At 65.9% G+C, this 23,012-nt stretch carries 23 protein-coding genes and 1 pseudogene; 15 read left to right on the top strand and 9 right to left on the bottom strand.

Translation table 11 applies throughout. The annotated features are described in order from the left end of the window. Window positions 1–109 precede the first annotated feature (109 nt). The 5 genes from creD to shn_RS06525 form a co-directional block, all read right to left on the bottom strand. On the bottom strand, window positions 110–1,540 hold the full coding sequence (creD, locus tag shn_RS06550; protein ID WP_064329691.1) for a cell envelope integrity protein CreD: 1,431 nt from the start codon (window positions 1,538–1,540) through the stop codon (window positions 110–112). Between the two features lie 178 nt (window positions 1,541–1,718). After that, the gene (locus tag shn_RS06545; protein WP_064329690.1) at window positions 1,719–2,048 is read right to left on the bottom strand and encodes a DUF1236 domain-containing protein; all 330 of its coding nucleotides are present in this window, start codon (window positions 2,046–2,048) and stop codon (window positions 1,719–1,721) included. A 95-nt stretch (window positions 2,049–2,143) separates the two neighbouring features. Then, on the bottom strand, window positions 2,144–3,931 hold the full coding sequence (aspS, locus tag shn_RS06540) for an aspartate--tRNA ligase (RefSeq protein ID WP_064329689.1): 1,788 nt from the start codon (window positions 3,929–3,931) through the stop codon (window positions 2,144–2,146). A gap of 376 nt (window positions 3,932–4,307) precedes the next feature. After that, window positions 4,308–4,904 carry an NUDIX domain-containing protein gene (locus tag shn_RS06530; RefSeq protein ID WP_064329687.1) on the bottom strand — a complete coding sequence of 199 codons (597 nt, stop codon included), beginning with the start codon at window positions 4,902–4,904 and terminating at the stop codon, window positions 4,308–4,310. A 21-nt stretch (window positions 4,905–4,925) separates the two neighbouring features. Next, entirely contained in the window at window positions 4,926–7,106 is a 2,181-nt protein-coding gene (locus shn_RS06525) for a molybdopterin-dependent oxidoreductase (RefSeq protein WP_084437826.1), read from the bottom strand. On the opposite strand from shn_RS06525, the pseudogene shn_RS06520 reads away from it, so the two are divergent. From shn_RS06520 to shn_RS06510, 3 genes and pseudogenes are all read left to right on the top strand, one after another. Then, a pseudogene (locus shn_RS06520) lies at window positions 6,996–7,982 on the top strand (23S rRNA (adenine(2030)-N(6))-methyltransferase RlmJ); the annotation flags it as partial. The gene shn_RS06525 and the pseudogene shn_RS06520 overlap by 111 nt on opposite strands. A gap of 107 nt (window positions 7,983–8,089) precedes the next feature. Beyond that, window positions 8,090–8,818, top strand: coding sequence for a ribonuclease T(2) (locus shn_RS06515; protein WP_064329685.1), 729 nt, complete (start codon window positions 8,090–8,092; stop codon window positions 8,816–8,818). 111 nt (window positions 8,819–8,929) lie between these two features. Further along, window positions 8,930–9,523 carry a glutathione S-transferase gene (locus tag shn_RS06510; protein WP_245337399.1) on the top strand — a complete coding sequence of 198 codons (594 nt, stop codon included), beginning with the start codon at window positions 8,930–8,932 and terminating at the stop codon, window positions 9,521–9,523. A 225-nt stretch (window positions 9,524–9,748) separates the two neighbouring features. On the opposite strand, the gene shn_RS06505 is transcribed toward shn_RS06510, so the two are convergent. Beyond that, window positions 9,749–10,390 (bottom strand): outer membrane protein, encoded by a 642-nt coding sequence (locus shn_RS06505; protein ID WP_064329684.1) that lies wholly within the window; start codon window positions 10,388–10,390, stop codon window positions 9,749–9,751. A 358-nt stretch (window positions 10,391–10,748) separates the two neighbouring features. Between shn_RS06505 and shn_RS06500 the strand changes: the two genes are divergently transcribed. The 6 genes from shn_RS06500 (at window position 10,749) to shn_RS06475 (ending at window position 15,563) form a co-directional block, all read left to right on the top strand. Next, complete coding sequence (locus tag shn_RS06500) at window positions 10,749–11,513, top strand: SDR family oxidoreductase (protein WP_064329683.1); 765 nt, start codon at window positions 10,749–10,751, stop codon at window positions 11,511–11,513. Then, window positions 11,510–13,564, top strand: coding sequence for an excinuclease ABC subunit UvrC (gene uvrC / locus shn_RS06495; protein ID WP_064329682.1), 2,055 nt, complete (start codon window positions 11,510–11,512; stop codon window positions 13,562–13,564). The genes shn_RS06500 and uvrC overlap by 4 nt, the downstream gene beginning before the upstream one ends. A 67-nt stretch (window positions 13,565–13,631) precedes the next feature. Next, complete coding sequence (locus shn_RS06490) at window positions 13,632–14,099, top strand: hypothetical protein (protein WP_064329681.1); 468 nt, start codon at window positions 13,632–13,634, stop codon at window positions 14,097–14,099. Between the two features lie 155 nt (window positions 14,100–14,254). Next, complete coding sequence (gene pgsA / locus shn_RS06485) at window positions 14,255–14,839, top strand: CDP-diacylglycerol--glycerol-3-phosphate 3-phosphatidyltransferase (RefSeq protein ID WP_064329680.1); 585 nt, start codon at window positions 14,255–14,257, stop codon at window positions 14,837–14,839. 1 nt (window position 14,840) lies between these two features. Continuing rightward, entirely contained in the window at window positions 14,841–15,095 is a 255-nt protein-coding gene (moaD, locus tag shn_RS06480) for a molybdopterin converting factor subunit 1 (protein ID WP_064329679.1), read from the top strand. Window positions 15,096–15,098: 3 nt separating this feature from the next. Further along, window positions 15,099–15,563 carry a molybdenum cofactor biosynthesis protein MoaE gene (locus tag shn_RS06475; RefSeq protein ID WP_064329678.1) on the top strand — a complete coding sequence of 155 codons (465 nt, stop codon included), beginning with the start codon at window positions 15,099–15,101 and terminating at the stop codon, window positions 15,561–15,563. Between the two features lie 188 nt (window positions 15,564–15,751). Here the strand turns inward: shn_RS06475 and shn_RS06470 are convergent, their stop codons facing one another. Then, the gene (locus shn_RS06470) at window positions 15,752–16,648 is read right to left on the bottom strand and encodes a branched-chain amino acid ABC transporter permease (RefSeq protein WP_064329677.1); all 897 of its coding nucleotides are present in this window, start codon (window positions 16,646–16,648) and stop codon (window positions 15,752–15,754) included. Between the two features lie 118 nt (window positions 16,649–16,766). Here shn_RS06470 and shn_RS06465 point away from each other — a divergent pair, with 118 nt between their 5' ends. The 3 genes from shn_RS06465 to shn_RS06455 are packed head-to-tail and all read left to right on the top strand — an operon-like array spanning window position 16,767 to window position 19,292. Beyond that, the gene (locus shn_RS06465) at window positions 16,767–17,321 is read left to right on the top strand and encodes a CGNR zinc finger domain-containing protein (protein WP_064329676.1); all 555 of its coding nucleotides are present in this window, start codon (window positions 16,767–16,769) and stop codon (window positions 17,319–17,321) included. Beyond that, a complete protein-coding gene (locus shn_RS06460) occupies window positions 17,318–17,824 on the top strand; it encodes a hypothetical protein (RefSeq protein WP_064329675.1) in 507 nt (168 codons plus the stop codon). Before shn_RS06465 ends, shn_RS06460 begins: the two co-directional genes overlap by 4 nt. A 58-nt stretch (window positions 17,825–17,882) precedes the next feature. Continuing rightward, window positions 17,883–19,292, top strand: coding sequence for a hypothetical protein (locus shn_RS06455; protein ID WP_064329674.1), 1,410 nt, complete (start codon window positions 17,883–17,885; stop codon window positions 19,290–19,292). Between the two features lie 71 nt (window positions 19,293–19,363). Here shn_RS06455 and ndk read toward each other — a convergent pair whose 3' ends face one another. Both ndk and shn_RS06445 read right to left on the bottom strand, forming a co-directional pair. Next, window positions 19,364–19,786, bottom strand: a complete 423-nt coding sequence (gene ndk, locus shn_RS06450; protein WP_064329673.1) for a nucleoside-diphosphate kinase — start codon at window positions 19,784–19,786, stop codon at window positions 19,364–19,366. Between the two features lie 105 nt (window positions 19,787–19,891). Then, complete coding sequence (locus shn_RS06445; protein WP_064329672.1) at window positions 19,892–20,581, bottom strand: glutathione S-transferase family protein; 690 nt, start codon at window positions 20,579–20,581, stop codon at window positions 19,892–19,894. Window positions 20,582–20,715: 134 nt separating this feature from the next. Between shn_RS06445 and shn_RS06440 the strand changes: the two genes are divergently transcribed. From shn_RS06440 to shn_RS06430, 3 genes are all read left to right on the top strand, one after another. Beyond that, window positions 20,716–21,225 carry a DinB family protein gene (locus shn_RS06440; protein ID WP_064329671.1) on the top strand — a complete coding sequence of 170 codons (510 nt, stop codon included), beginning with the start codon at window positions 20,716–20,718 and terminating at the stop codon, window positions 21,223–21,225. Window positions 21,226–21,423: 198 nt separating this feature from the next. Next, on the top strand, window positions 21,424–21,708 hold the full coding sequence (locus shn_RS06435; protein WP_064329670.1) for a hypothetical protein: 285 nt from the start codon (window positions 21,424–21,426) through the stop codon (window positions 21,706–21,708). A gap of 193 nt (window positions 21,709–21,901) precedes the next feature. Beyond that, a complete protein-coding gene (locus shn_RS06430; protein WP_064329669.1) occupies window positions 21,902–22,981 on the top strand; it encodes a GGDEF domain-containing protein in 1,080 nt (359 codons plus the stop codon). The last annotated feature ends 31 nt before the right edge of the window (window positions 22,982–23,012 follow it).

Genomic DNA, 23,012 nt, shown 5'->3' with positions numbered 1-23,012 from the left:
CGCGCCCCGGGGCGTGGATGGTCGGGTCAAGCCCGACCATGACGGATGAGAGGTGCGGTAGGTCCTGTCGGAGGTTGAGCCCGAGGCATTTGCCCCGGGGCTCTTCATTTCATCGCGCCGGGATCGCCTGCGGCGCCGACCATTCGACGCGGCGGGTCGCATACATGGTCGCGGCGATGGTGACGAAGGAGATCAGCGCGCCGGCGAGCAGCGCATATTCGTCCTCGCGCAGCACCGGGTACATGATGCCATAGGCCGAGAGCAGGACCGCGCCGAGCGACAGGCCGTTCCTGGGGCTGCCCGTCGCGCTGCCGAGATAGGCGGCGATCAACAGGGTCGTGGCGAGCGAGGCTACGGCATAGGCGATGGTGAAGCCGGTATGTTCGGCGAGCGCCAGCAGCAGCACGTAGAACACGATGAGCGCGAGGCCCGTCAGCACGTACTGGATCCAGTGCACCATGCGCCCGCCCTTCAGCTCCACGACGAAGACGGCGAGGAAGACGAGCGAGATGAAGCCGATCGAATATTTCAGCGTGCGCGAGACCACCTGGTAGAACTGCACGGGCTCCACGAGGTTGATGCTCATCATGCTGCCCGACAGCGGCAGGGTCGGGCCGGTGGCGACGCGGTCGATGCCGCGGGCGAGATAGGGGATCGTCCACCTCGCGGAGAAATCCGACGCGGTCACGGTCTTCTCCTCCGGCAGGAAGAGGCCTTCGAAACCCGGATGCGGCCAGTTCGCCCTGGCGGAAAAGCTCGTCGTCTGGCCGGCGGGCGCGACGGCGAAGCTGCGCGAGCCGTTCAGCGACAGGGCGATCTCGAAGGAGAAGCCGTTTTCGATGAGCGGGCGCTCGATGACCCGGTGCACGCCGGCGCTCGTTTGCGGCGAGGCATAGCCGTCCGTGCCGGTGCTCGCCATCGCGGAGATCTGCCGCATGCCGGGATCGAAGGGCCGCACGACGCCGTTGTCGATCTTCACGCCGGCATCGGAGCGGATGCCGGTGATGTCGTTGATGTTGAGCACCAGAAACGCCCGGTCGAGCTGCGGCGTGCCGTCGAGCAGCGCGAGGTCCTGCAGGATGTTGCCGGCAAAGCGGCCCTTCAGCGTCAGCGCGCCGTTATAGACCGGCAGCGTATAGATGGAGAGCTTGCGCTCCTCCGCCGTCAGGTCGGCCGTCACGTCGAGCGTCTCCGGCATGACGAGCACCCATTCCGTCACCCGCTCGACGATCGTGCGCGCATCCATCACGCGGCTGCGCTCGACCTCGAAGGGCACCGCGAGATAGGGGCCGTTGATTGCCTGGTCGCCGCCCCAGCCATGGGCGATGCGCCGGGAGACATCGGCGGCCCGCTGCGCGCGCTCCTCCGTCAGCCCCCAGACGAGCAGCAGCGGCACCAGGAGCGCCACGGAAATGATGCCGATCATGATGAACTTAACGCCGGGCGAGCGCAGGAACGTGGCGAGATTGCCGCGCGGCTCGATGGGCGGCATCTGCCTGGATGATGTCGGGACGGGATCGTCCGCTTCCGTCGCTGTCATGAAAAGTCCCTCCAGTCGTGAATCGCCTCTTTCGGGCGCGGCTTCACGCTAGGGGTGCATTTCGACTGATTGTGCGCGGAATTGGGATCGACTGGCGGCGAATTCGCGGCATTGTGGCGTCCGCTGCGGCGGGACACGCAAAACCCGGCGCGAAGCGCCGGGTTTTGTTTCGAACGGCTTATTCGAGAACCTGTATGACGGTGCGCGTCTGGGGGTTCACGATGACGCGGCGCTCGTTGACGACCGTATAGGCATAGTCGGCATTGCCGTCGATCGTGTGGATCTCCACCGCATCCGGGATCACCCGGCCCACGACGACGTCGCCCTCATAGGCGACCGAGGGGACGTCCTGTTCCAGGACGTAGGTGCGGACTTCGCCCGGCACGGCGACGGTCGATTCGGTGGTGACCGGATCGGTCTCCTCGATGATCACCGTGCTCTGGGCATAAGCCGAGGCGGAGAGCGTCAGGAGCGTCGCCGCCGTGGCAAGGAGTAGCTTGTTGCGCATGTTCGTTCTCCTGTGCTTGACGTAGAAAGAACGGCGATCACGCGCAACTGTTCCGCACGGCGGGAAGGACCGGCGCCCTTCCCGCCTCGCCTGGATCAATCCTTCTTCGACGGAACGACGCGCAGCGCGAGTTCACGAAGCTGCGCCGGGGTTGCCGGCGACGGGGCGTTCATCAAGAGATCCTGCGCCTGCTGGTTCATCGGGAACAGCGAGATCTCGCGGAGATTCTTCGCGCCGACAAGCAGCATGACCACGCGGTCGATGCCGAAGGCGCAGCCGCCGTGCGGCGGGGCGCCGTACTGGAAGGCGCGGTAGAGGCCGCCGAAGCGCTCTTCCACGTCCGCCTGGCTGAGGCCGACCTTCTCGAAGGCCTTGACCATCAGCTCCGGCGACTGGTTACGGATCGAGCCCGAGGCGATCTCGAAGCCGTTGCAGACCGCGTCGTACTGGTAGGCCTTCAGCTCCAGCGGGTCCTTGCTGTCGAAGGCTTCGAGGCCGCCCTGCGGCATGGAGAAGGGGTTGTGCGCGAAGTCGACCTTCTTCTCGTCCTCGTTCCACTCGTAGAAGGGGAAGTCGACGATCCAGCACATTTCGAAGCGGTCGCGGTCGACAAGGTTCAGCTCCTCGCCGGCGCGGGTGCGCGCTTCGCCGGCGAACTTGTGGAACTTCGCCGGATCGCCGGCGACGAAGAAGCAGGCGTCGCCGTCGTCGAGGCCGAGCTGCGTGCGGATGGCGTCCGTGCGCTCCTCACCGATGTTCTTGGCGAGCGGGCCGGCACCTTCGAGCTTCTCGCCCTCCTTGCGCCAGAAGATATAGCCGAGGCCCGGCTGACCCTGCGACTGCGCCCAGGCGTTCATGCGGTCGCAGAAGGCGCGGCTGCCGCCGGTCTTCGCCGGGATCGCCCAGACCTCGACCTTCGGGTTCGACGCGATCATGTTCGCGAAGACCTTGAAGCCGGAGCCGGCGAAATGCTCGGTGACGGCCTGCATGACGATCGGGTTGCGCAGGTCCGGCTTGTCGGAACCGTACTTGCGGATGGCCTCGTCATAGGGAATGCGCGGCCAGTTCTTCGTTACCGGCTTGCCTTCGGCGAATTCCTCGAAGACCGCCGTCATCATCGGCTCCATGGTCTCCCAGACGTCCTCCTGGGTGACGAAGCTCATCTCGACGTCGAGCTGGTAGAATTCGCCCGGCAGGCGGTCGGCGCGCGGGTCTTCGTCGCGGAAGCACGGCGCGATCTGGAAATAGCGGTCGAAGCCGGCGACCATCAGGAGCTGCTTGTACTGCTGCGGGGCCTGCGGCAGGGCGAAGAATTTTCCTTCATGGATGCGCGACGGCACGAGGAAGTCGCGCGCGCCTTCCGGCGAGGAGGCGGTGAGGATCGGCGTCGTGTATTCGGCAAAACCCGCCTCGCCCATGCCCTTGCGCATGGCGGAGATGATCTGCGTGCGCTTGATGATGTTCTTGTGCAGCGTCTCGCGGCGCAGGTCGATGAAGCGGTACTTCAGGCGCACGTCTTCCGGATAGTCCGGCTCGCCGAAGACCGGCAGCGGCAGTTCCCTGGCGGCGGAGAGAACCTCGATCTCCTGCGCGTAAAGCTCGATCTCGCCGGTCGGCATGCCCTTGTTGACCGTGTCCTCGGTGCGCGCCTTGACGAGGCCGTCGATGCGGATCACCCATTCGCCGCGCACGGTCTCGGCCTTCTTGAAGGCTGGCGAATCGGGGTCGGCAACGACCTGGGTGATGCCGTAATGGTCGCGCAGGTCGATGAAGAGCACGCCGCCATGATCTCGGACGCGGTGGACCCAGCCGGAAAGACGGACGGTCTGGCCGACATCGGACTTGCGGAGGGCGGCGCAGGTGTGGCTGCGGTAACGGTGCATCGTGGTATCCTGAAATGCTGATAGGCCGCGCGGGAAGAACCCGGCGCAGCGACCAAGAAAAATCGCGCGGAAAAGCGCATGGCCGGGGCTGTTTGTCAAGGCTTGCGGGTCTTTTGCCGGGGGCCGTGCTGCTTGACCATGAAAGACACAAAGGCGATTGCCAGGAATATACGGCCCCTCATCCGGCCTGCCGGCCACCTTCTCCCCGCAAGCGGGGCGAAGGAGATATGCCGCACTGTCTTCCTCAACCAATCCCCGTCCGCGGGGCAAGCCCCCTCTCCCCGCTTGCGGGGAGAGGGTTTGGGTGAGGGGCCGCATACGTTCGGCATTCCCGCCCTGAAGTGAGCCCTTGGGATCGAGAATCACTCCCGCCCGATCAGCCGAACTCCGCCCGATGCAGCATCAGCCATTGCAGCATGACGATCGTCTTGGCATCCTGAATGCCGCCGGTGGCGATGAGGCCGTAGGCTTCGTCGATCGGCAGTTCGACGATCTCGATATCCTCGCCCTCCCCGTCGACGCCGCCGCCCTTGCCGTCGCGGGCCGTGGCGTCGATGCGGGCGACGAAGCAGCCGACGCGCTCGGTCAGCGTGCCGGGGCTGGAATAGATGTCGAAGAGATGGCGCACGCCCTGCACCGCATAGCCGGTCTCCTCCATCGCCTCCCGGGCGACGGCCGCCTCGGGCGCGTCATCGTCGAGCAGGCCCGCCGGCACTTCCGAGAGGAAACCATCCGGATGGCCGCCGAAGAAGGCGCCGGGGCGGAACTGGCGCACCAGGATGACCGACTGGCGGGCAGGATCGACGAGCAGCACGCAGGCCGCCGGGCCATGGTCGTGCACCTCGCGGTCGAGCCGCTCGACCCGGCCGTCCGCCCGCGTCTGCTCGACCACGACGGTGCGAAGGTGGATGAACCGCTTCCAGACCGTCTGCTGGTCGACGATGCGGATGGCGGAGGACGTGTCGAGCGTCATGAAAAATCCTTGCGTGACGATTCAGGCCTTGCGCAGCCAAACGCGATTGTCGTGGAAGGCGGCACCGCCATAGGGCGCGACCGGATCAGCGCCGGTCAGGACATTGATGCCCTCCCCGTCGAGATGGGCGGAATTCGGCCAGATGCCCTCGGCGATCAGGACGCCGGGCTTCACGCCGTCGGTGACCTTGGCATGCAGGCGGATCTCGCCGCGGGGATTGCCGAGCTGCACGATATCGCCGTCCGCGACGCCGTTCGCCGCCGCGTCCTCGGGGTGGATCATCACCTCCGGCCGGCCCTCGCGCTCACGGGACCCCTTCGTCTCCGTGAAGGTGGAGTTGAGGAAGGTGCGGGCGGGCGACGTGGCGAGGCGGAAGGGATGATCCGCATCCGGCGTCTCGATGATCGCCACATGATCCGGGAAGGCCGGCAGCGCCTCGTGCGGGCCGAAAGCGCCGAGCACCTTGGGCGGCCGGTTGGGCGCAGGTGTGTTCGTCCAGTTCGGCCGGAAGCGGAATTTACCATCCGGAAAGCCGAACCCCTTCACGAAATGCGCGGTGTCGAAATCCGGCTGGCAGTCGATCCACTTCTCCTCGCTCAGCCTGTCGAAATCCATCTCGTAATAGGGCAGCATACGGGTGATGTGCTCGCGCTCGGACAGCCCGAAGCCCGGCCTGTCGCCGACGCCGAGGCGCTTGGCCAGTTCCTCGATGACGAAGAGATTGGTGCGCACGGTGGCGGGCGGCTCCACGAGCTTGGGGCCGAGCAGGATGTGCTGGTGGCCGCCGCCGCGGTAGATGTCGTCGTGCTCGACGAACATGGTGGCGGGCAGCACAATATCGGCGAGCCTTGCCGTATCGGTCATGAAATGCTCGTGCACGGCGACGAAGAGGTCGTCGCGCAGGAAGCCCTGCTTCACCAGGCGCTGCTCCGGCGCGACGTTCGCCGGGTTGGTGTTCTGGATGAGCATGGCGGTGACGGGGCCGCGCCCGCGCAGCGCGACGGCATCGCCGGTGAGGACGCGGCCGATCTGCGACTGGTCGAGCATGCGGATGTCGCTGTCCGCCATCCTTGCGCCCGTCAGCTCTGCCTTGCGCAGATGGAAGATGTCGGAATTGCTGTGGAAGGCGCCGCCGCCCTCGTATTGCCAGGAGCCGAGCACGGTGGCGACCGAAAGCGCCGCATGCATGGAGACCGCGCCGTTGCGGCTGCGGGTGAAGCCGTAGCCGAGGCGGAAGAAGCTCTTCTTCGTGCGTCCGACCAGGGCGGCGAAGGCCTCGATCTCCGCGACGCCGAGGCCGGTGATGCCGGCCGCCCATTCCGGGTTGCGCGTTGCAAGATGCGCTTCGAGGCCCGCCGGATCGTCGGCAAATCTTTCCATGTAGGCGCGGTCGGCATAGCCGTCGCGGAACGCGACGTGCATGACGGCGCAGGCGAGCGCGGCATCCGTGCCGGGGCGCAGCTTCAGCGCGATGTCCGCCTGCTTCATCGTCGGGTTGTCGTAGATGTCGATGACGACGATCTTCGCGCCACGCTCCTTGCGCGCCTTCACCGCATGGGTCATCACATTGACCTGGGTGGAGACCGGATTGGTGCCCCAGATCACCACGCAATCGGATTTCGCCATCTCGCGCGGATCGGGGCCGCGCAGCGTGCCCGCGCCCATGGTGTAGCCGGTCCAGGCCGGATTGGTGCAGATCGAACCGAAGAAGCCGGAATAGCGCTTGGCGTGGCGCAGGCGATCGATGGAATCGCGCTGCACGAGGCCCATCGTGCCGGCGTAATAATAGGGCCAGACCGCCTCGCTGCCATGGGCCTGCTCGGCCTTGACGAAGCTTTCGGCAATGGCGTCGAGCGCGGCTTCCCAGGAAATGTCGGCCCATTCGCCGCCGCCCTTCGCGCCCCTGCGCACCAGCGGCTTCATCAGCCGGTCGGGATGGTAGAGGCGGTCGGCATAGCGGGCGACCTTGGCGCAGATGACGCCGGCCGTGTAGCTGTTGTCGGCGCTGCCCTTGACGCGGCCGATGCGTCCGTCCGCGCTTATCTCGACATCGAGGGCGCAGGTGGAGGGACAGTCATGCGGACAGGCCGAATGGCCGATGCGCGGTTTTCCGAGATGGGGGGTCGCAACGTTCATGGCTTTTCTATATTGCAGAGCACGAAGTGCCAAAAGGCAAATCATTCTACCATTGCAACAATTCATCGTCGCATCAGCGCGGATGATCGTGGGCGTCGCACGGGGCCTGAAATGAACTACCGCCACATCTACCATGCCGGCAATTTCGCGGACGTGCTGAAACATGCCGTGCTCGCCCGCCTCGTCCTCTACATGCAGGGCAAGGACAAGGCCTTTCGCGTGCTCGACACCCATGCCGGCATCGGCCTCTACGACCTTTCGAGCGAGGAAGCGCAGAAAACCGGCGAATGGCGCGACGGCATCGGCCGGCTCCTCGACGGCGACCTGCCGGCCCCGGTGGCCGATATCCTCGCCCCCTATCTGAAGGCCGTTCAGGACCTCAATCCGCAGGGCGGGCTGACCTGGTATCCCGGCTCGCCGAAACTGGCGCGCCTGCTCTTCCGTCCGCAGGACCGGCTCTCCGCCATGGAACTGCACCCGGACGACTACGAGACGCTGCACCGGCTGTTCGACGGCGACTTTCAGAGCCGCATCACCAGGCTCGACGGCTGGCTGTCGCTCGGCGCGCACCTGCCGCCGAAGGAAAAACGCGGCATCGTGCTGGTCGATCCGCCCTTCGAGATCGAGGGCGAATACGAGCGGCTGGTGGAGGGGCTGGAAAAGGCCGTGCGGCGCTTTGCCGGCGGGGTCTATTGCCTGTGGTATCCGCTGAAGAAGAACGCCCCCATCGCCGCCTTCCACAAGGCGCTGAAGGAGACGGGCATTCCCAAGATGCTCTGCGCGGAGCTTTCGGTGAAGAGCGACCGCGAGACGACGGGGCTGACGGGTTCCGGCCTCATCGTCGTCAATCCGCCCTATACGCTGAAGCAGGAGCTCGACGTGCTGCTGCCCTTCCTCAAGGAGCGGCTGGCGCAGGACCGCTTCGCCTCGGCCCGCGCCTTCTGGCTCGCGGGGGAAACGAAGGCCTCTTGACCTTTGCCGTCCGGCGGCAACAATCGCGCGCCGAACCGGGAGACCTTCATGACGCCATTCCTCGCAGCCGCCGAACGATGAGCCGGCTGCCTTCCTTCCCCTTCGCCCGCCCCCTCTGTCTGCTGCTCGCCGGGCTCGCGCTGCCTGCCGGCTGCAGCGAGGACAAGCCGGCCGAAAAGCCGAAGACGGAGGCGAGCCGCACGGCGCCGGAGACGCGCGGGGCGGTGCCGCTCGGCAAGGGGTTCGATTTCTACGTGCTGTCGCTCTCCTGGTCGCCGACCTGGTGCGCGGACAACGATGCCGGCGGGCGGACGCAGCAGTGCCGGCGGGGCGAGAACAACGGTTTCATCGTGCACGGGCTCTGGCCGCAGAACGAGCGCGGCTATCCGGAATTCTGCCCGACGCGCCAGCCGGACCGCGTGCCGGAGAATCTCGGCCGCACCGTGCTCGACATCATTCCCTCCATGGGGCTGGTCGGCCATCAATGGCGCAAGCACGGCTCCTGCTCGGGCCTCAGCCAGAAGGATTATTTTGCCGTGACGCGCGCGGCCTTCGAACGCATCGACATTCCAGCCGACCTCACGCCGCAGCGCGGCGGTGCCCGGCTTTCCCCCGATGCGGTGGAGGCGGCCTTCATCGCCGCCAATCCGGGCCTCGACCGCGGGGGCATCGCGGTCACCTGCGAGGACGGCCGGCTGGAGGAGGTCCGCATCTGCATGACGACGGCGCTTTCCTTCCGCACCTGCCCAGCCGTCGACCGCGCCGGCTGCCGTGCCCGATCCATCGAACAACCGCCCATTCGCTAGGGCGTTTCCGCTTTCTTCGAATCGCGAAAGCGCTCTAACTCTCATTCAACGCAATTGCGGGCGCAAAACCGCTTCGCCCTTTTGCCGGAATTGCCCCAGAACAGGATGCCGCTGATGAAGATCTTCTATTCGAGTGCCTCGCCCTATTCCACCAAAGTGCGCATGGCCGCGCATTTCGCCGGCCTCGACGCGCAGCCGGTGGCAACCGACACCAATGCCGACCCGGCGGAGCTGCTGGCCGCCAACCCGCTCGGCAAGATCCCGACGCTGGTGACCGACGAGGGCCTTGCCGTCTACGACAGCCGCGCGATCATGACCTATATCGACCGCCAGACGAAGGGCACGCTCTATCCGCGCAATGCGGCAAAGCGCACGGAGGTGGACGTGCTGGAGGCGACCGCCGACGGCATCTGCGACAGCCTGCTCGCCATCGTCTACGAACGCCGCTTCCGGCCGGAAGAGAAGATCCACCAGCCCTGGATCGACCGGCAGTGGCAGAAGGTCGAGCGCGCGCTCGACCATCTCGAAGCCAACATGCCCCGCCTCGGCAGGAAGCCGCATGCCGGCCACTTCGCCCTTGCCGCGATGCTGCGCTACATCGAACTGCGCTTTGCCGGCAAATGGCAGCGCGGCCGGCCCAGGCTGAAGCGCTTCCTCTCCCGCTTCGAGGCGGTTTTCCCGGATTACGCGCAGTTCAAGGATTGAGACGAGCAGGAAGGCCGAGCCTACCGCACCGCCTCGACTTCAAGGAGGTCCGCCTTTCCTCCCCACCGTCATGGTCGGGCCTGACCCAACCATCCACGCTCCGCGCACGCCGGTGGAGCCTCGGCTCAAGGCCGAGGATGAAGTCGGGGGTGGTTGGGGTCTTTAAGACACAGAAAAGGCCGGGCTTTCCGCCCGGCCTTTCCCTCTTCTAAAAAGCCGTTCGGCTTAGAACTTCACGCCGAGACCGACGCGGACGCTGTGGTCTTCGAAGCCGGACTTCACCTTGTCGCCGCCGAGGTTGAAGCTCTTCTTCTGGTAGTCGCTGTAACGGTATTCGATACGCGCCGTGACGTTGTTGGTCACGAAGGCTTCGGCACCGGCACCGGCGGTCCAGCCGACCATGTTGCGGTCGTCCTTGCCGTTGGCGTTCTTCATCTCGACATTGGTGCCGGCAATACCGGCCGTGCCGTAGACGAGGACCGGGTTCAGGTCGATACCGACGCGGCCGCGGACCGAGCCGTTGACGCCCTGCTTGCCCTTGAGGCCGTTGCGCTCGGCGTCGACGCCCGAATAGTTCAGGTCGGCTTCGCCGCCGTAGACGAGCTGGCCGTTCTGCATGTTGTAGCCGCCGTAGACGCCGCCGCCGAGGCCGTTCGCCTTGGCATCGCCCTGGCGGTTGAAGTCGCCGCGCTGCCAGCTTGCCGTACCACCGGCATAGGCGCCGGCCCAGTTGCCGCTGGCAACCGGCTCGGAATATTCAGCGGCCGGAGCCTGCGGGATATCGTCGATGGCATCGGCAGCGTGAGCAGCCTGGAAAGCGACCATGGAGACGGTCGAAGCGATGAGGGTGGCGATGAGTGTACGCATGATATTCTCCTTTACTGAACGACGCCCTCTGTGGGAGGCGATCGGGCATCGTCATTTCCAATTCAGTCCCGCCCGGTTGAGCGGAAATTGAATAAAGATTGAGGAATTGAAAGAGCCAAAATGTGAAATGATTGTGGCGGCGACACGGCACAAATTTGATGTGACTTTTACGCACCAGGAGATTTATTAACCATAAAATCAGTAAGTACAAAAATCGGTAAAATATACTTCAAATTACTTTGAAGTCGCTTTTGCAGTTAATTTTTCTGCAACCAATTGTCATGGGGGAGTTTAAGCCTGCGCCGGGATGTCTATATCTTGGGCCGGTTAATCAAATGAATCGGCAGGACGGAATTTCGTGAACAAGCCCCTCAGGACGGCCCTCGTGACGGGCGGCGCGAAACGCATCGGCAAGGCCATAGTCGAAGACCTCGTGGCGCACGGTTTCGCCGTCGCCATCCATGCCAACACATCCCTGGAAGACGCCGAGGCGATGGCCCGCGCCTTCAATGCCGGCGGCGGAAGGGCCGTCGCCGTGCAATGCGACCTTGCGGACGGGGCGGCCACAAGCCGGCTGATCGGCACGGCGGCGGACGCCCTCGGCCCCATCGGCCTCCTCGTCAACAACGCCTCGCTCTTCAAGCCCGACACGGTGGAGGCCTTCGACGATGCGCTGTGGGACCGGCATTTCGCCGTGCATGTGAAGGCGCCGTCGATCCTCGCGCGCGATTTCGTGCGCCAGCTTCCCGAGGGCGCACCGGGTTCGATCGTCAACATCATCGACCAGCGCGTCTGGAACCCGACACCGCGCTACTATTCCTACACGCTCTCCAAATCGGCGCTGTGGATGGCGACCCGCACCATGGCGCAGAGCTTTGCCCCGCGCGTGCGCGTCAACGCCATCGGCCCCGGCCCGTCGCTGCCGAACGAGCGGCAGGACGATGCCGCCTTCCAGGCGCAGGTGGAGGGCCTGATCCTGCGCCGCGGGCCTGGTCTCGACGAATTCGGCCGCACAGTTCGCTTTTTGTTCGACACGCCATCCATTACCGGGCAAATGATAGCGCTCGACGGCGGGCAGCATCTCGCCTGGGAAACACCCGATGTCGGGGGAATAGCCGAATGAATGGCCGGAAGGTGGAGGATGGCGGCATCCTCTATGACGAGAACGAGACGGACGACGAGGACGAGCTGCAGGAATCTCCCGCAGCGACCGCCGCCGTCGCGCCCGGCGTCGCCACTCCGGGAATCGACTGGAACGAGGGCGGCGACGTGCCGGAGGGCATCATCGGCGCCGAGCTGATCCAGCTCTTCGTCAAGCGCCTGCCGAACAGCCCCGGCGTCTACCGCATGTTCAATGCGGCGGGCGACGTGCTCTATGTCGGCAAGGCGCGCAGCCTGAAGAAGCGCGTGACGAACTATGCGCAGGGCCGCGGCCACTCCAACCGCATCACGCAGATGATCCGCCAGACGGCGAACATGGAGTTCGTCACCACGCGCACCGAGACCGAGGCGCTGCTCTTGGAGGCGAATCTCATCAAGCGCCTGCGCCCGCGCTTCAACGTGCTCCTGCGCGACGACAAGTCCTTCCCCTACATCCTCGTGACGGGCGACACGCGCGCGCCGGCGATCTTCAAGCATCGCGGCGCGCGCAGCCGCAAGGGCGACTATTTCGGCCCCTTCGCCTCGGCCGGCGCGGTGGGCCGCACGATCAATTCGCTGCAGCGCGCCTTCCTCCTGCGCACCTGCACCGACAGCGTCTTCGAGACGCGCACGCGGCCGTGCCTGCTCTACCAGATCAAGCGCTGTTCCGGTCCCTGCACCCACGAGATCCGCGATGCGGACTATGCGGAGCTGGTGCAGGAGGCGAAGGATTTCCTCTCGGGAAAAAGCCAGAAGGTGAAGGCGCACATGGCCGCGGCCATGAACGACGCGGCGGAAAACCTCGATTTCGAGCGCGCCGCCGTCTATCGCGACCGGCTGGCGGCGCTCAGCCATGTCCAGAGCCACCAGGGCATCAACCCGGCGGGCGTGGAGGAGGCGGATGTCTTCGCCATCCACCACGAGGGCGGCATCTCCTGCATCCAGGTCTTCTTCTTCCGCACCGGGCAGAACTGGGGCAACCGCGCCTATTTCCCGAAGGCCGACCCTCAGCTTTCCGGCAGCGAGGTGCTGAATGCCTTCCTCGCCCAGTTCTACGACGACAAGCCCTGTCCCCGGCAGATCCTGCTTTCGGAGGCCGTGGAGGAAATGGACCTGCTCAGCCAGGCGCTTTCCGAGCGCTCGAACTACAAGGTCGCCATCTCCGTGCCGCAGCGCGGCGAGAAGAAGGACCTCGTCGACCATGTCGTCGCCAATGCCCGCGAGGCGCATGGCCGCAAGCTGGCGGAGACGGCCTCGCAATCGCGCCTGCTGGACGGTTTCGCCGCCACCTTCAAGCTGCCTTACGTGCCGCGCCGCATCGAGATCTACGACAACTCCCACATCATGGGCACCAATGCCGTCGGCGGCATGGTGGTGGCGGGGCCGGAAGGCTTCGTGAAGGGGCAGTACCGCAAGTTCAACATCAAATCGACCGACATCACGCCCGGTGACGACTTCGGCATGATGAAGGAAGTGATGACCCGGCGCTTCTCGCGCCTCATCAAGGAAGAGGGCCTGCCGGACCGCAGTGCTGCAGACCAGAGCGCGGACGCGGCGGACCTCCCCTTCCCCGCCTGGCCCGACGTCATCCTCATCGACGGCGGCCAGGGCCAGATGACGGCGGTGCGCGCCATCCTCGAAGAGCTCGGCATCACCGACCAGGTCATCGCCATCGGCGTCGCCAAGGGCGCCGACCGCGAGGCGGGGCGCGAGCGCTTCTTCATGAAGGGCCTTGCGGATTTCTCCCTGCCGCCGCGCGATCCCGTGCTCTATTTCGTGCAGCGCCTGCGCGACGAGGCGCACCGCTTCGCCATCGGCTCGCACCGGGCGCGGCGCAAGAAGGAGATGGTGAAGAACCCGCTCGACGAGATCGCCGGCGTCGGCCCGACGCGCAAGCGCGCCCTGCTGCAGCATTTCGGCACCGCCAAGGCCGTCTCCCGCGCGGCGATGGCCGACCTGATGGCGGTCGCCGGCATTTCGGAAAGCGTCGCCCGCATCGTCTACAACCATTTCCACGACGACGCGGCGGGATAGCTGGCCCGGCCTGCCGGCGGGTGCTAGGGTGCCCATACGGCATTCCTTCACCCGGGAAAGAGGCGCCATGACCGTCTTCCGCAAGATCGTGCCCTTCGGCCTCTGCCTTGTCGCAACAGCCGCCGCGGCACAGACGCAGGTCGGCGATGCGCAGATGCTGGGCGTCAGCGGAACCTGCGCCGAGCTCGTTGTCGGCGACCTCCGGTTCAGCGAGGCCTGCTCGCAAAAGCTGCTCAACGTCACCTATCCGAACGGCCGCGTCGGCTTCTATTTCGTGCTCGACGACGGCCGGATCGTCACCTTCACCGGCATGGACGGCGACAATCCGACGCCGGATACGGACGTCATCAACCTCGACAAGGTGATCGTCAGCCGCAAGGATACGCCGGACCAGCCGGATGTCTTTCCGGCAACGGGCACCTGCGGTTTCGGCAATCCGGTGAAGGGACCGGCGAGGATTGCCTGCGAGGGCACGCTGTCGGACGGCAAGCGCTTTTCCGCCGCCTTCACGACGGACGGCAAGCCGCCGACATGAGCGCGCCGGCCCCGCAGAATCCGCAGCGTTTTCCGCGAATGGCTGCGACATTCGCCCACGCTCCGTAAATTCGCCAAGAATTGCCGGAAACAAAGGTTGACGGCGCTGTCACAAAGACCTCATCTAGCCGCAAACCTGTCGAGACTGAAGAATCCATGGCTTCCCGCGCATACAGCATCCCGAACCTCCTCACCTACGGCCGTATCGTGGCCGTTCCGCTGATCGTTCTCTGCTTCTTCGTCGAAGGGCGGCTGGAATCGTCGGACTTTGCGCGCTGGGCGGCCTTCTGGCTGTTCGTCGTCGCCTCGATCACCGACTATCTCGATGGTTACCTCGCCCGTATCTGGAACCAGACGTCGAATATCGGCCGCATGCTCGACCCGATCGCCGACAAGCTGCTGGTCGCCTCGGTGCTGCTCCTGATGGCCGCGGACGGCACCATCGCCGGCTGGACGATCTGGGCCGCGATCATCATCCTGTGCCGCGAGATCCTCGTCTCGGGCCTGCGCGAATATCTCGCCGACCTCAAGGTCAGCGTGCCCGTCACGCGCATCGCCAAGTGGAAGACGGCGATCCAGATGCTCGCCATCGCCTTCCTGCTGGCCGGCCCCGCCGGCGACAAGATCCTGCCCTACACGACCGAGATCGGCATCACCCTGCTCTGGGCCGCCGCGCTCATCACCATGTATACCGGCTACGACTATTTCCGCGTCGGCCTGAAGCACATCGTGGACGAGTGAGATGACGAAGCTCGTCTATTTCGCCTGGGTGCGCGAACGGATCGGCAAGGGCGAGGAGGAGATCGACCTGCCCGCCTCCGTCAGGACCGGCGGCGACCTGCTCGCCTATCTGAAGACGCTCGGCGAGGACTATGCCCACGCGCTGGAGCATGAAAAGGTCATCCGCATCGCGATCAACCAGGAGCATGTCGAGCACGACGAGCCCATTCTCGGCGCCCGCGAGATCGCCCTCTTCCCGCCGATGACGGGAGGCTGAGCGATGACCGGCGTCTCGGTCATCGTGCGTGTCCAGACGGAGGATTTCGACGCCGCCGCGGAAGCCGCCCGCCTTGCCGCCGGGCGGCGCGATGCCGGCGCCGTCGTCACCTTCACCGGCCTGTGCCGCCACGAGGGCGGCAGGCTTTCCGCGCTGGAGCTCGAACATTATCCCGGCATGGCCGAGGCCGAGATCGGCCGCATCTGCGGCGAGGCCGTGGAGCGCTTCTCGCTTCTCGGCGTTACCGCCATCCATCGTGTCGGCAAGATCGCGCCGGGCGAGAACATCGTACTCGTCATCGCGCTCGCCCCGCACCGCCACGCCGCCTTCGACGGCGCCTCCTTCGTCATGGACTACCTGAAGACCTCCGCCCCCTTCTGGAAGAAGGAGCATTTCGCCGACGGCCGCGAGGGCGGCTGGGTGGATGCCAAGGAAAGCGACGACCGGGCGCGGGAGACGTGGTCGTAGCGGAATTGCCGGCCATGGTCTGCCATGTCGCGTGGATCCTCGGGTCGAGCCCGAGGATGACGCCAGAAGGAAGGACATACAGACCAGCCATGTTGCCTTTTGCCGCACCGTTTGACGGTCAGGCAACCTCTTCTCCTCTCCGTCATCCTCGGGCTCGACCCGAGGATCCACGCGACACGGCACGCCGTCTACGGCACCGGCCGCTCCCGCCGGAAAATCACCAGCAGCAGGACGAGCGCGGAAAAGATCACCAGGTCGCGCCATAAGAATTCGCCATAGGCGCTCCACAGCGTCTCGGCGAGACCCATGGCCGCGCCGCCGAGGGCGGAGAGCAGCGGCGTGCCGGCCCCGCCGATGGCGGCGATGAACAGCACCTTCACCCCGAAGACGAGGCCGCCGCCGAAATCCATGTTGCCGTAGTAGGAGACGGCGAGGATGCCGGTGAGGCTGGCGATCAGCGCCGCCAGCGCATAGGCCGAAAGGTAGACTCCCGCGGCGTCGACGCCGCAGAGCGCCGCCGCCTGCCGGTCCTCAGAGACCGCCCGCCAGCGCCGGCCCCAGGCGGAGCGGGCGAGGAAGACATGGCCGGCAAGGACGATGGCGGCCATGGCGGCGGTGTTTGCCAGTTGCAGCACCGTCAGCGCGACGGGAAAGGCCGGATCGCCCCACAGCACGACCGGCGTGTTGAGGAAGGGCGGCAGCCAGAGGCTGCGCGTGTCCGCGGCGAGCCGCGCCGTCTCCATCAGCACCAGCACGACGCCGAGCGCGGCGACCACCACCGTATTGTCCGAGGAGAAGGCAAGCGGGCGCATGACATGGCGCCCGACGACGAGGCCGGCGCCGACGCCGTAGAGCAGCGCCACGACCGCGCCGAAGCCGAGCGCGGCGGGCAGCACCAACCACAGCCGGTCCCAGCCGTAACCGGAAAAAAGGATGAACATCTGCGCGGCGAAGGCGAAGAGCGCGCCATAGGCGACATCCGCCCGGCGCGTCACGGCAAAGGCGATCGAATAGCCGAAGGCGAGTGCCGCATAGAGCGCGGCAACGGGCGCGGCATTGGCGATCTGCTGGAGGAAATAGGCCATGGCGGTTCCGGGCTTTCCCGCATTGTCACGCACGCCTCCCGGGAAGCCATTGCCTGCCCTCCTGGAACCGTGCCGAAATTATAACTGGCAAAAAGAGTTTTACCAGTTAGAATATCACATGACCTTTTCCTGGACCTCGCATCGTTTCTCCGGCGGCGCGCTCGCCCTCGATATCGCCAATTCCGTGGTGCTGCGCGGCGATCCCGATCGGCGGATCGACCGTTTCGCCGATCCCGCCATCATGGATGCCTTCCCCGCCGGGGCGGACCGGCACGGGGCCGAGCATGCGCGTTTCGGCCCGCTCGAGGCGGTGAGCGAGGAGGGACGCGCGGGGCTGATCGCGCTGCGCGAGGCGATCGACCGGCATTTTCGCGCCGAGGTGCGGGGCCATGGCACGCCGGCGCTGCTTGCCGACCTCCTGGAGGCCATCGCCGCCACGCTGCGCCGTTCGGGCAACCGGCCGCGGGCGCTCGATACCGCGACGGCGCGCTCCGCCCTCCTGCTGCTGGCACATCCGGAGCCGGAACGGCTGAAGATCTGCCCGAACTGCCACTGGCTCTTCCTCGATCGCAGCCGCAACCGCTCGCGCGCCTGGTGCGACATGGCCGTCTGCGGCAACCGGGCAAAGGCCAGCCGCCATTACCACCGCAACCGCGAGGAGAGAGGGCCATGAGAACATCCCGGCTGATCCTGCTGCCGCTCCTGCTATCCCTTGCCGCCTGCCAGCGCGAGACGGGACCGGATCCGCTCAAGCTGACGGGCAAGATGTTCGTCTTCAACTACCGCCTCGCCTATGCCACCTACATGGTGACGCTCGACCGCACGGAGCCGGTGCCGGAAGGCTCCGTGGTGCGGGCCGAGTTCGAGAACCCGGCGGGCGGCGCGCCGCTGACGCTGGAGCGCAAGCTGTTCGCCAATCTCACCCGCGTCGCGCTGGAGAGCCCGGACATTTCCTGCGTGAGGAAGGGCGTGCCCTACAAGGTGGCCATCCGGGTCGTCGGGCCGGACGGCGCGGTGCTGCAGAGTCTGGAAACCCAGGTCACCTCCAATGTCGACCAGAGCATCCTGCCGGCAAAGGCCCTGGTCGTCGGCCCCGGCTACGACAAGAATCCGGAGGTGTTCAAGGACGGCAAGGCGCCCGAACGTTTCGAAACGGCGGCGTGCCCCGCCAGTTGACGAATATTCGCCATGGATCGCGCGTTCCATCCAAAGCTGCTCCCGGAGGATCGGACAGATGCGATTCCTGCCTGCCTTGGCTTTCGGCCTTTCCGTGCTCTCCCCTGCGGCCCATGCCGAGGAGGCAGCGACCTGTCCGGCAAAGCCCGTAATCCTTGCCTTCTCGGATACGGTGCTGGCGGACCGGGAGAAACTGCCACGCTTGAAGGCGCGCGGTTTCGGGGCGGAAGCGGCCTATCTGAAGATGCGCTACGGCGGGCTTTCCATGGACGAGGCCGCAGCCCTCGCCCATGGACTGCGCGATGCCGGCGTGCGCGAGGCGATCGATCTTGCCGGCGCCATCGATGCGACGCGGGACGGGTTCGACACGCTGGGCGATGCCGATCCGGTTCAGTTGAACGGGCTGATTTCCACCGTGCGGGCAATCCTGCTGCATGGGGATGGCGAGAAATTGCTGGCCGCCATCGCCAGCCTGCCGCCGGAACGGCAAGTCTCGCTCAGCGGGCGGATCGTGCCCGCCATCGCGGACCGGCCCGATGAGGAGAAGGCCAAACTCGCCGCATCGGCGGGCCGCCACAAGCTGTTCTTCCTTCAGGCAGGACTCGTCGCGAGCCAGCGCGACCCGAATGCCTGGCCCGTCTTCGTTGCCGGCTTTCCCGACACGACCAGGCTCGCGGACCTGACGCGGCTCTGGAGCTGGGCGCCGGCGCTCGTCGGCAACCCGGCCCTGCCGCGGCTTCCGGTGCCCGACACCGCGGCCCAAGCGACGCAGAAAAGCCTGCACACCGTCTGGCTCGCGGCGGCGAAGGAGCCGGAACGCGATTTCCTGATGACCTATGTGAACCAGACCGGCGATGTCGCCTCGACAGCGAAGGCGGCAGAGGCGATTCTGGCCGAGATTACGGCCGGGCGGATCAGGCCGGAGGGTCTTCTTGATCCGGCATGGCTGGTGGCCTACAGGGCTCTTCGTGCCGCAGGGCCCAATCCCGCCGTGGTCGACACGACGCTCGAAATCATGTCCATCAATACGCGCCGTGTCGTGCCCCCGACCAGCAATGTCTCGATACGGGACCTCATCGACCGGGCCGTGGCGATCGACGCGCTCGCTCCCTACCTCGCCGGCAAATCCGATGTCCTTCCGGACAGGCCGACGGACATCAGCCCGAAATTCCAGGCGGAATGGCCATTGTGGGTGGAGCTTTCCAGATCCCTGAAATCCGTGCCGCTGACGCCGCTCGCGAAGGACCCGCTCAAGGCGCCGGTCATTGCGGAACTGCTGTTTGCCGCGGGCGACCATGCGCGCCTTGCCGATTTCGTCCTTGCCGTCGAGCCGACCGAAACGAAGCTCGCCATCGCCACGGATTTCGCAATGCGGCTCGATCGCGGCTGCCAGAGCCATATGCATCACCCGGCCGAAGCGCTGCTGCTGGCCGGCCAGCCGATCTTCAAGTTCGATCCGACCCAATGAAAAACCGGAGCCTTACGGCCCCGGTTTCCAAATCCTGTCAAAGGCTTCCGGCCGGAGCCGGACAAACCGATTCAGCCGACGATTTCGGTGTCGGAGAACCAGTACTTGATTTCCTGGGCAGCGGTTTCCGGCGCGTCCGAGCCGTGAACCGAGTTTTCGCCGATCGACAGGGCATGCGTCTTGCGGATCGTGCCCTCGTCGGCGTTGGCCGGGTTGGTGGCGCCCATGACTTCGCGGTTCTTCAGGATGGCGTTCTCGCCTTCCAGGACCTGGACGACCGTCGGGCCGGAGGTCATGCCTTCAACGAGCTCGCCGAAGAACGGACGCTCCTTGTGAACGGCGTAGAAGCCTTCGGCTTCGCGCTTGCTCATCCAGACGCGCTTGGAAGCAACGACGCGCAGGCCCGCGTCTTCGAGCATCTTGGTGATCGCGCCGGTCAGGTTGCGCTTCGTCGCGTCCGGCTTGATCATCGAAAAGGTGCGTTCAATCGCCATTTTCCCGTTTCCCTTGGTTTTCCGGTGAAAGTGGCCGGTTCCATAGCCGCCAACGCCCCGCAAAACAAGAGGGGCGCCGCGATTGGCGCCGTCAGCGGCAAAGTTTCACGCCGCCGTCACACGGTGGCCGACGCCGCCGTGCAGGTCGAGGCAGCGGGCGAACCAGCCGGCGACGGGATCGCCCTCCTCCAGCACCTTCGTGCCCGCCGTCGTGCGCAGCCACTGCAGCGCGCCGAAGACGATGTAGTCCGGGAAAAGCGGGCCTTCACCGCCGATGAAGGGCTGGACCTTCAGCATGTTGCGCAGCGGCTGGAGCTTCTTGGCAAAGCCCTCGACCTCCGCCTTGCCGGCCGCCGCGATGTCCTCCAGCGAGGCGCCGAGGCGTTCCTCGCGGCTGCGGCGGAAATAGGCCTGGTCGGCGGGCTCCAGCAGGTTGTGGATGTCGAGGATGGCGATGCGGGTGACGGCCATGTGCAGGGTCGATTGCGACCAGTTCTCGATGAAGCGGGCCATCGCCCTGCCGCCCTCCCCGCCGAACAGCGACGGCCGGTCGGGATAGGCCTCGTCGAGATAGAGGGCGATGTCGAAACTGTCGCGCACCAGCCGGTCGCCGTCGCGCAGGAGCGGCACCGTGGCCGTGCTGCCGCCCTCGATGGCCGGGATCTCGGTGAAGCCGACCGGGACCGTCTCGTAGGCGAGGCCCTTGTGGGCGAGCGACATCACCGTCTTCCAGACATGGGGCGAGAACTGGCGGGTCCGGTCGGCGCCGGAAAGCGCGTAGAGCAGTCGGGTCATCAAAGCCTCGTCGTTCGGTTTGCCGCCATTGGAGCGCAGGACGACGCCGTGCGCAAATCAGATAATTTCATGGGTGACATTCACGCGGCCGATGCGCGCTTCGGCTATAGTTCCGGCAGATCAGGGAGACCACGATGCTCGACCATTACCGCATGTATGCCGCCTACAATGCCTGGGCCAACCGCGCGCTCTATGCCGAGGTCGGCAAGCTCGACGACGAGGCCTTTCGCCGCAATCTCGGCGCCTTCTTCGGCTCGCTGCACCGCACGCTGAACCATCTGCTGACGGCCGATCGCATCTGGATGAAGCGCTTCACCGGCACCGGCGATGCCCCGACGCGGCTCGATGCGATCCTCCACGAGGATTTTTCCGGCCTCTGGGCGGCACGGCAGGCGGAAGACGCGCGGCTCATCGCCTATATCGATTCGCTTACGGAAGAGGCGCTCGCCGCCGACTTTACCTACAGCCCGCTCACCAATCCGGCGGTCATCACCCATCCGCTCGGCCCCGCCCTCACCCACATGTTCAACCACCAGACCCACCACCGCGGCCAGTGCCACGGGATGCTGACGGCGGCCGGCGGGCCGAGCATCACGCTCGACCTCATCTCCTTCGTGCGCACGGAGGGAACGAAATTCCTATAAATTTTAGGGCGAGTGACCCTTCCAGTTCCTGCAATAGTGGTGATACAGTTGTGGTGTATGGGAGCGCTCGGCATCGATTAAGGGGGCTGCTCCGTCCTGTCACCCAAGTGACAGGCACGGGCGATCGGTAATGGGATAGTCGCTGCCATTGAGGCTGGTGCGGGACGGCACGGGCCTCTCCTGAAAGAGGGAAGAACAATGGCAAGAACGACCGAAGAGTGGGCAGCCCTGCTCGGCAGTACGCTTTGCAAGATGGCACGGGTCTACGGCACCGACGCCCCGAATGCCTATCTGCCGGAGGAGTGCTATCCGGTGATCGAGAAGACCCTTGACGTGGCGCTGCAGGAAGCGCGCGCGGAGGGATATGCGGCGGCGATGCGCGAACTCCAGCAAAATCGCGCGCCCCGCACCAAGGAGCCGGCCCGCTCGACCGTGATCGGGCAGGTGATGCGGGCGATCCCGCTCGCCCGCCGAACGGCATGAGGTTCTGAACCATACCCTCGTGCGGCGGCATCCGCGTGATGCCGCCGCACCGCGCCTGCCAGCCTTGCGCATCGTCAACTTTGACCTGAATCTTTCTTCAGAACACGCAAAATTAACCACGCAATCCGATAGTTACGCCGACCGATACCCTTTCGGCGCTGGCGCCCGCCAGAGCCCCATCCGACGGCGTTCCATGAATAGCAAAGACAGCACCACCCCGACCACGCAGCCCGCCGTTCCGCCGATCACGGCGCGCATCGCGCATGTGATGGCCAATCTCGGCATAACCGGCCTGCCGCGGAACTACGAACTGCTGTTCGAGGCGCTGAACGGCAATGCGGGCGTGGCGCGCGAGATCGCGGCGCTCGGCAAGGCGCCGGACCAGGCGGCGCTCGATTCGATCGCGCTGCGCCACGCCCTGCCCAGCCACAATGTGCTGGCGGCAGGCCAGGCGGCCGGCGAGGCCGTGCGGGTGCTTGCCGAAATCTCGGCGGCGGCGGAAACCAGCCGGCGCGACCGTGCCGTCGCCCTGCAGGAGCTGGAGGAAATCGCCGCCCGCATGCGCAAGGACCCGGTGCTCGGCATTTCCGACTTTTCCAGCGACACGGTCCGGCTCCTGTCGATCCTGCGCGACATCCTCGGCGCCGATCGCTCGTCCGCCGCGCGCCTGGATGACCTGCAGGCCCATCTCGACAGCCTGCGCTCGGGCCTTTCCGTCAGCCGCGAGGCGCTGACCCACGATCCGGTGACCGGCCTTGGCAACCACGCCGCCCTGCTCGGCCGGCTGAAGGCCTTCTTCCAGGCCGAGGCGGCGAGCGAGACCGCCGCCCTGCTGATGTTCCGCGTCGAACAGCTCAAGGAGTTTGCCGAGACCCATCCTGCGGGCGCTGCGGAGAAGACGCTGAAGCGGCTTGCCGCCATCTTCCGCCGCTCGGTCAAGAAGGGCGATTTCGTCGCGCGCACCGGGCCTGATGTCTTCTGCCTGCTGCTGTCGGATGTCAGCCGCGAGATCGCCGTGACGATCGCCCGCCGCATCGCCGTGCGCGTTGCGGAAAAGCCCTTCCCCTTCATGGACCGCGAATTGCCGGCCGGTTTCCTGACGCTGACGGCCGGCGTCTCGATGAGCGACGCGGCCAAGGCGCCGGCGGCGTTCTACGACCAGGCGGAACAGGCGCTCACCTATGCAGGCGATGTCGGCATCGCACTGCGCATCTATTCGGCGGAAGTCGCCGAACGGGCCGGCCGGGGCTATCGCGGCGGGGCGGCGGCCTGACGCCGCCTGCCCTCGGGCGGCGCTGCCTTAT

This window comes from Shinella sp. HZN7, from assembly GCF_001652565.1.
In the GTDB taxonomy this organism is placed as follows: Bacteria; Pseudomonadota; Alphaproteobacteria; order Rhizobiales; family Rhizobiaceae; genus Shinella; species Shinella granuli.
This window is presented reverse-complemented; position numbering and strand designations above follow the sequence as displayed.

Bases quoted from the DNA above. Each gene is read 5' to 3' on its own strand.
- shn_RS06465 (WP_064329676.1), top strand. From the start codon at position 16,767: ATGACCTTTTCCTGGACCTCGCATCGTTTCTCCGGCGGCGCGCTCGCC.
- pgsA (WP_064329680.1), top strand. From the start codon at position 14,255: ATGGCTTCCCGCGCATACAGCATCCCGAACCTCCTCACCTACGGCCGT.
- aspS (WP_064329689.1), bottom strand. From the start codon at position 3,931: ATGCACCGTTACCGCAGCCACACCTGCGCCGCCCTCCGCAAGTCCGAT.
- shn_RS06525 (WP_084437826.1), bottom strand. From the start codon at position 7,106: ATGAATTGTTGCAATGGTAGAATGATTTGCCTTTTGGCACTTCGTGCT.
- uvrC (WP_064329682.1), top strand. From the start codon at position 11,510: ATGAATGGCCGGAAGGTGGAGGATGGCGGCATCCTCTATGACGAGAAC.
- shn_RS06530 (WP_064329687.1), bottom strand. From the start codon at position 4,904: ATGACGCTCGACACGTCCTCCGCCATCCGCATCGTCGACCAGCAGACG.
- shn_RS06475 (WP_064329678.1), top strand. From the start codon at position 15,099: ATGACCGGCGTCTCGGTCATCGTGCGTGTCCAGACGGAGGATTTCGAC.
- ndk (WP_064329673.1), bottom strand. From the start codon at position 19,786: ATGGCGATTGAACGCACCTTTTCGATGATCAAGCCGGACGCGACGAAG.
- shn_RS06430 (WP_064329669.1), top strand. From the start codon at position 21,902: ATGAATAGCAAAGACAGCACCACCCCGACCACGCAGCCCGCCGTTCCG.
- shn_RS06435 (WP_064329670.1), top strand. From the start codon at position 21,424: ATGGCAAGAACGACCGAAGAGTGGGCAGCCCTGCTCGGCAGTACGCTT.
- shn_RS06505 (WP_064329684.1), bottom strand. From the start codon at position 10,390: ATGCGTACACTCATCGCCACCCTCATCGCTTCGACCGTCTCCATGGTC.
- shn_RS06460 (WP_064329675.1), top strand. From the start codon at position 17,318: ATGAGAACATCCCGGCTGATCCTGCTGCCGCTCCTGCTATCCCTTGCC.
- shn_RS06440 (WP_064329671.1), top strand. From the start codon at position 20,716: ATGCTCGACCATTACCGCATGTATGCCGCCTACAATGCCTGGGCCAAC.
- creD (WP_064329691.1), bottom strand. From the start codon at position 1,540: ATGACAGCGACGGAAGCGGACGATCCCGTCCCGACATCATCCAGGCAG.
- shn_RS06455 (WP_064329674.1), top strand. From the start codon at position 17,883: ATGCGATTCCTGCCTGCCTTGGCTTTCGGCCTTTCCGTGCTCTCCCCT.
- shn_RS06470 (WP_064329677.1), bottom strand. From the start codon at position 16,648: ATGGCCTATTTCCTCCAGCAGATCGCCAATGCCGCGCCCGTTGCCGCG.
- shn_RS06490 (WP_064329681.1), top strand. From the start codon at position 13,632: ATGACCGTCTTCCGCAAGATCGTGCCCTTCGGCCTCTGCCTTGTCGCA.
- shn_RS06545 (WP_064329690.1), bottom strand. From the start codon at position 2,048: ATGCGCAACAAGCTACTCCTTGCCACGGCGGCGACGCTCCTGACGCTC.
- shn_RS06515 (WP_064329685.1), top strand. From the start codon at position 8,090: ATGAGCCGGCTGCCTTCCTTCCCCTTCGCCCGCCCCCTCTGTCTGCTG.
- moaD (WP_064329679.1), top strand. From the start codon at position 14,841: ATGACGAAGCTCGTCTATTTCGCCTGGGTGCGCGAACGGATCGGCAAG.
- shn_RS06445 (WP_064329672.1), bottom strand. From the start codon at position 20,581: ATGACCCGACTGCTCTACGCGCTTTCCGGCGCCGACCGGACCCGCCAG.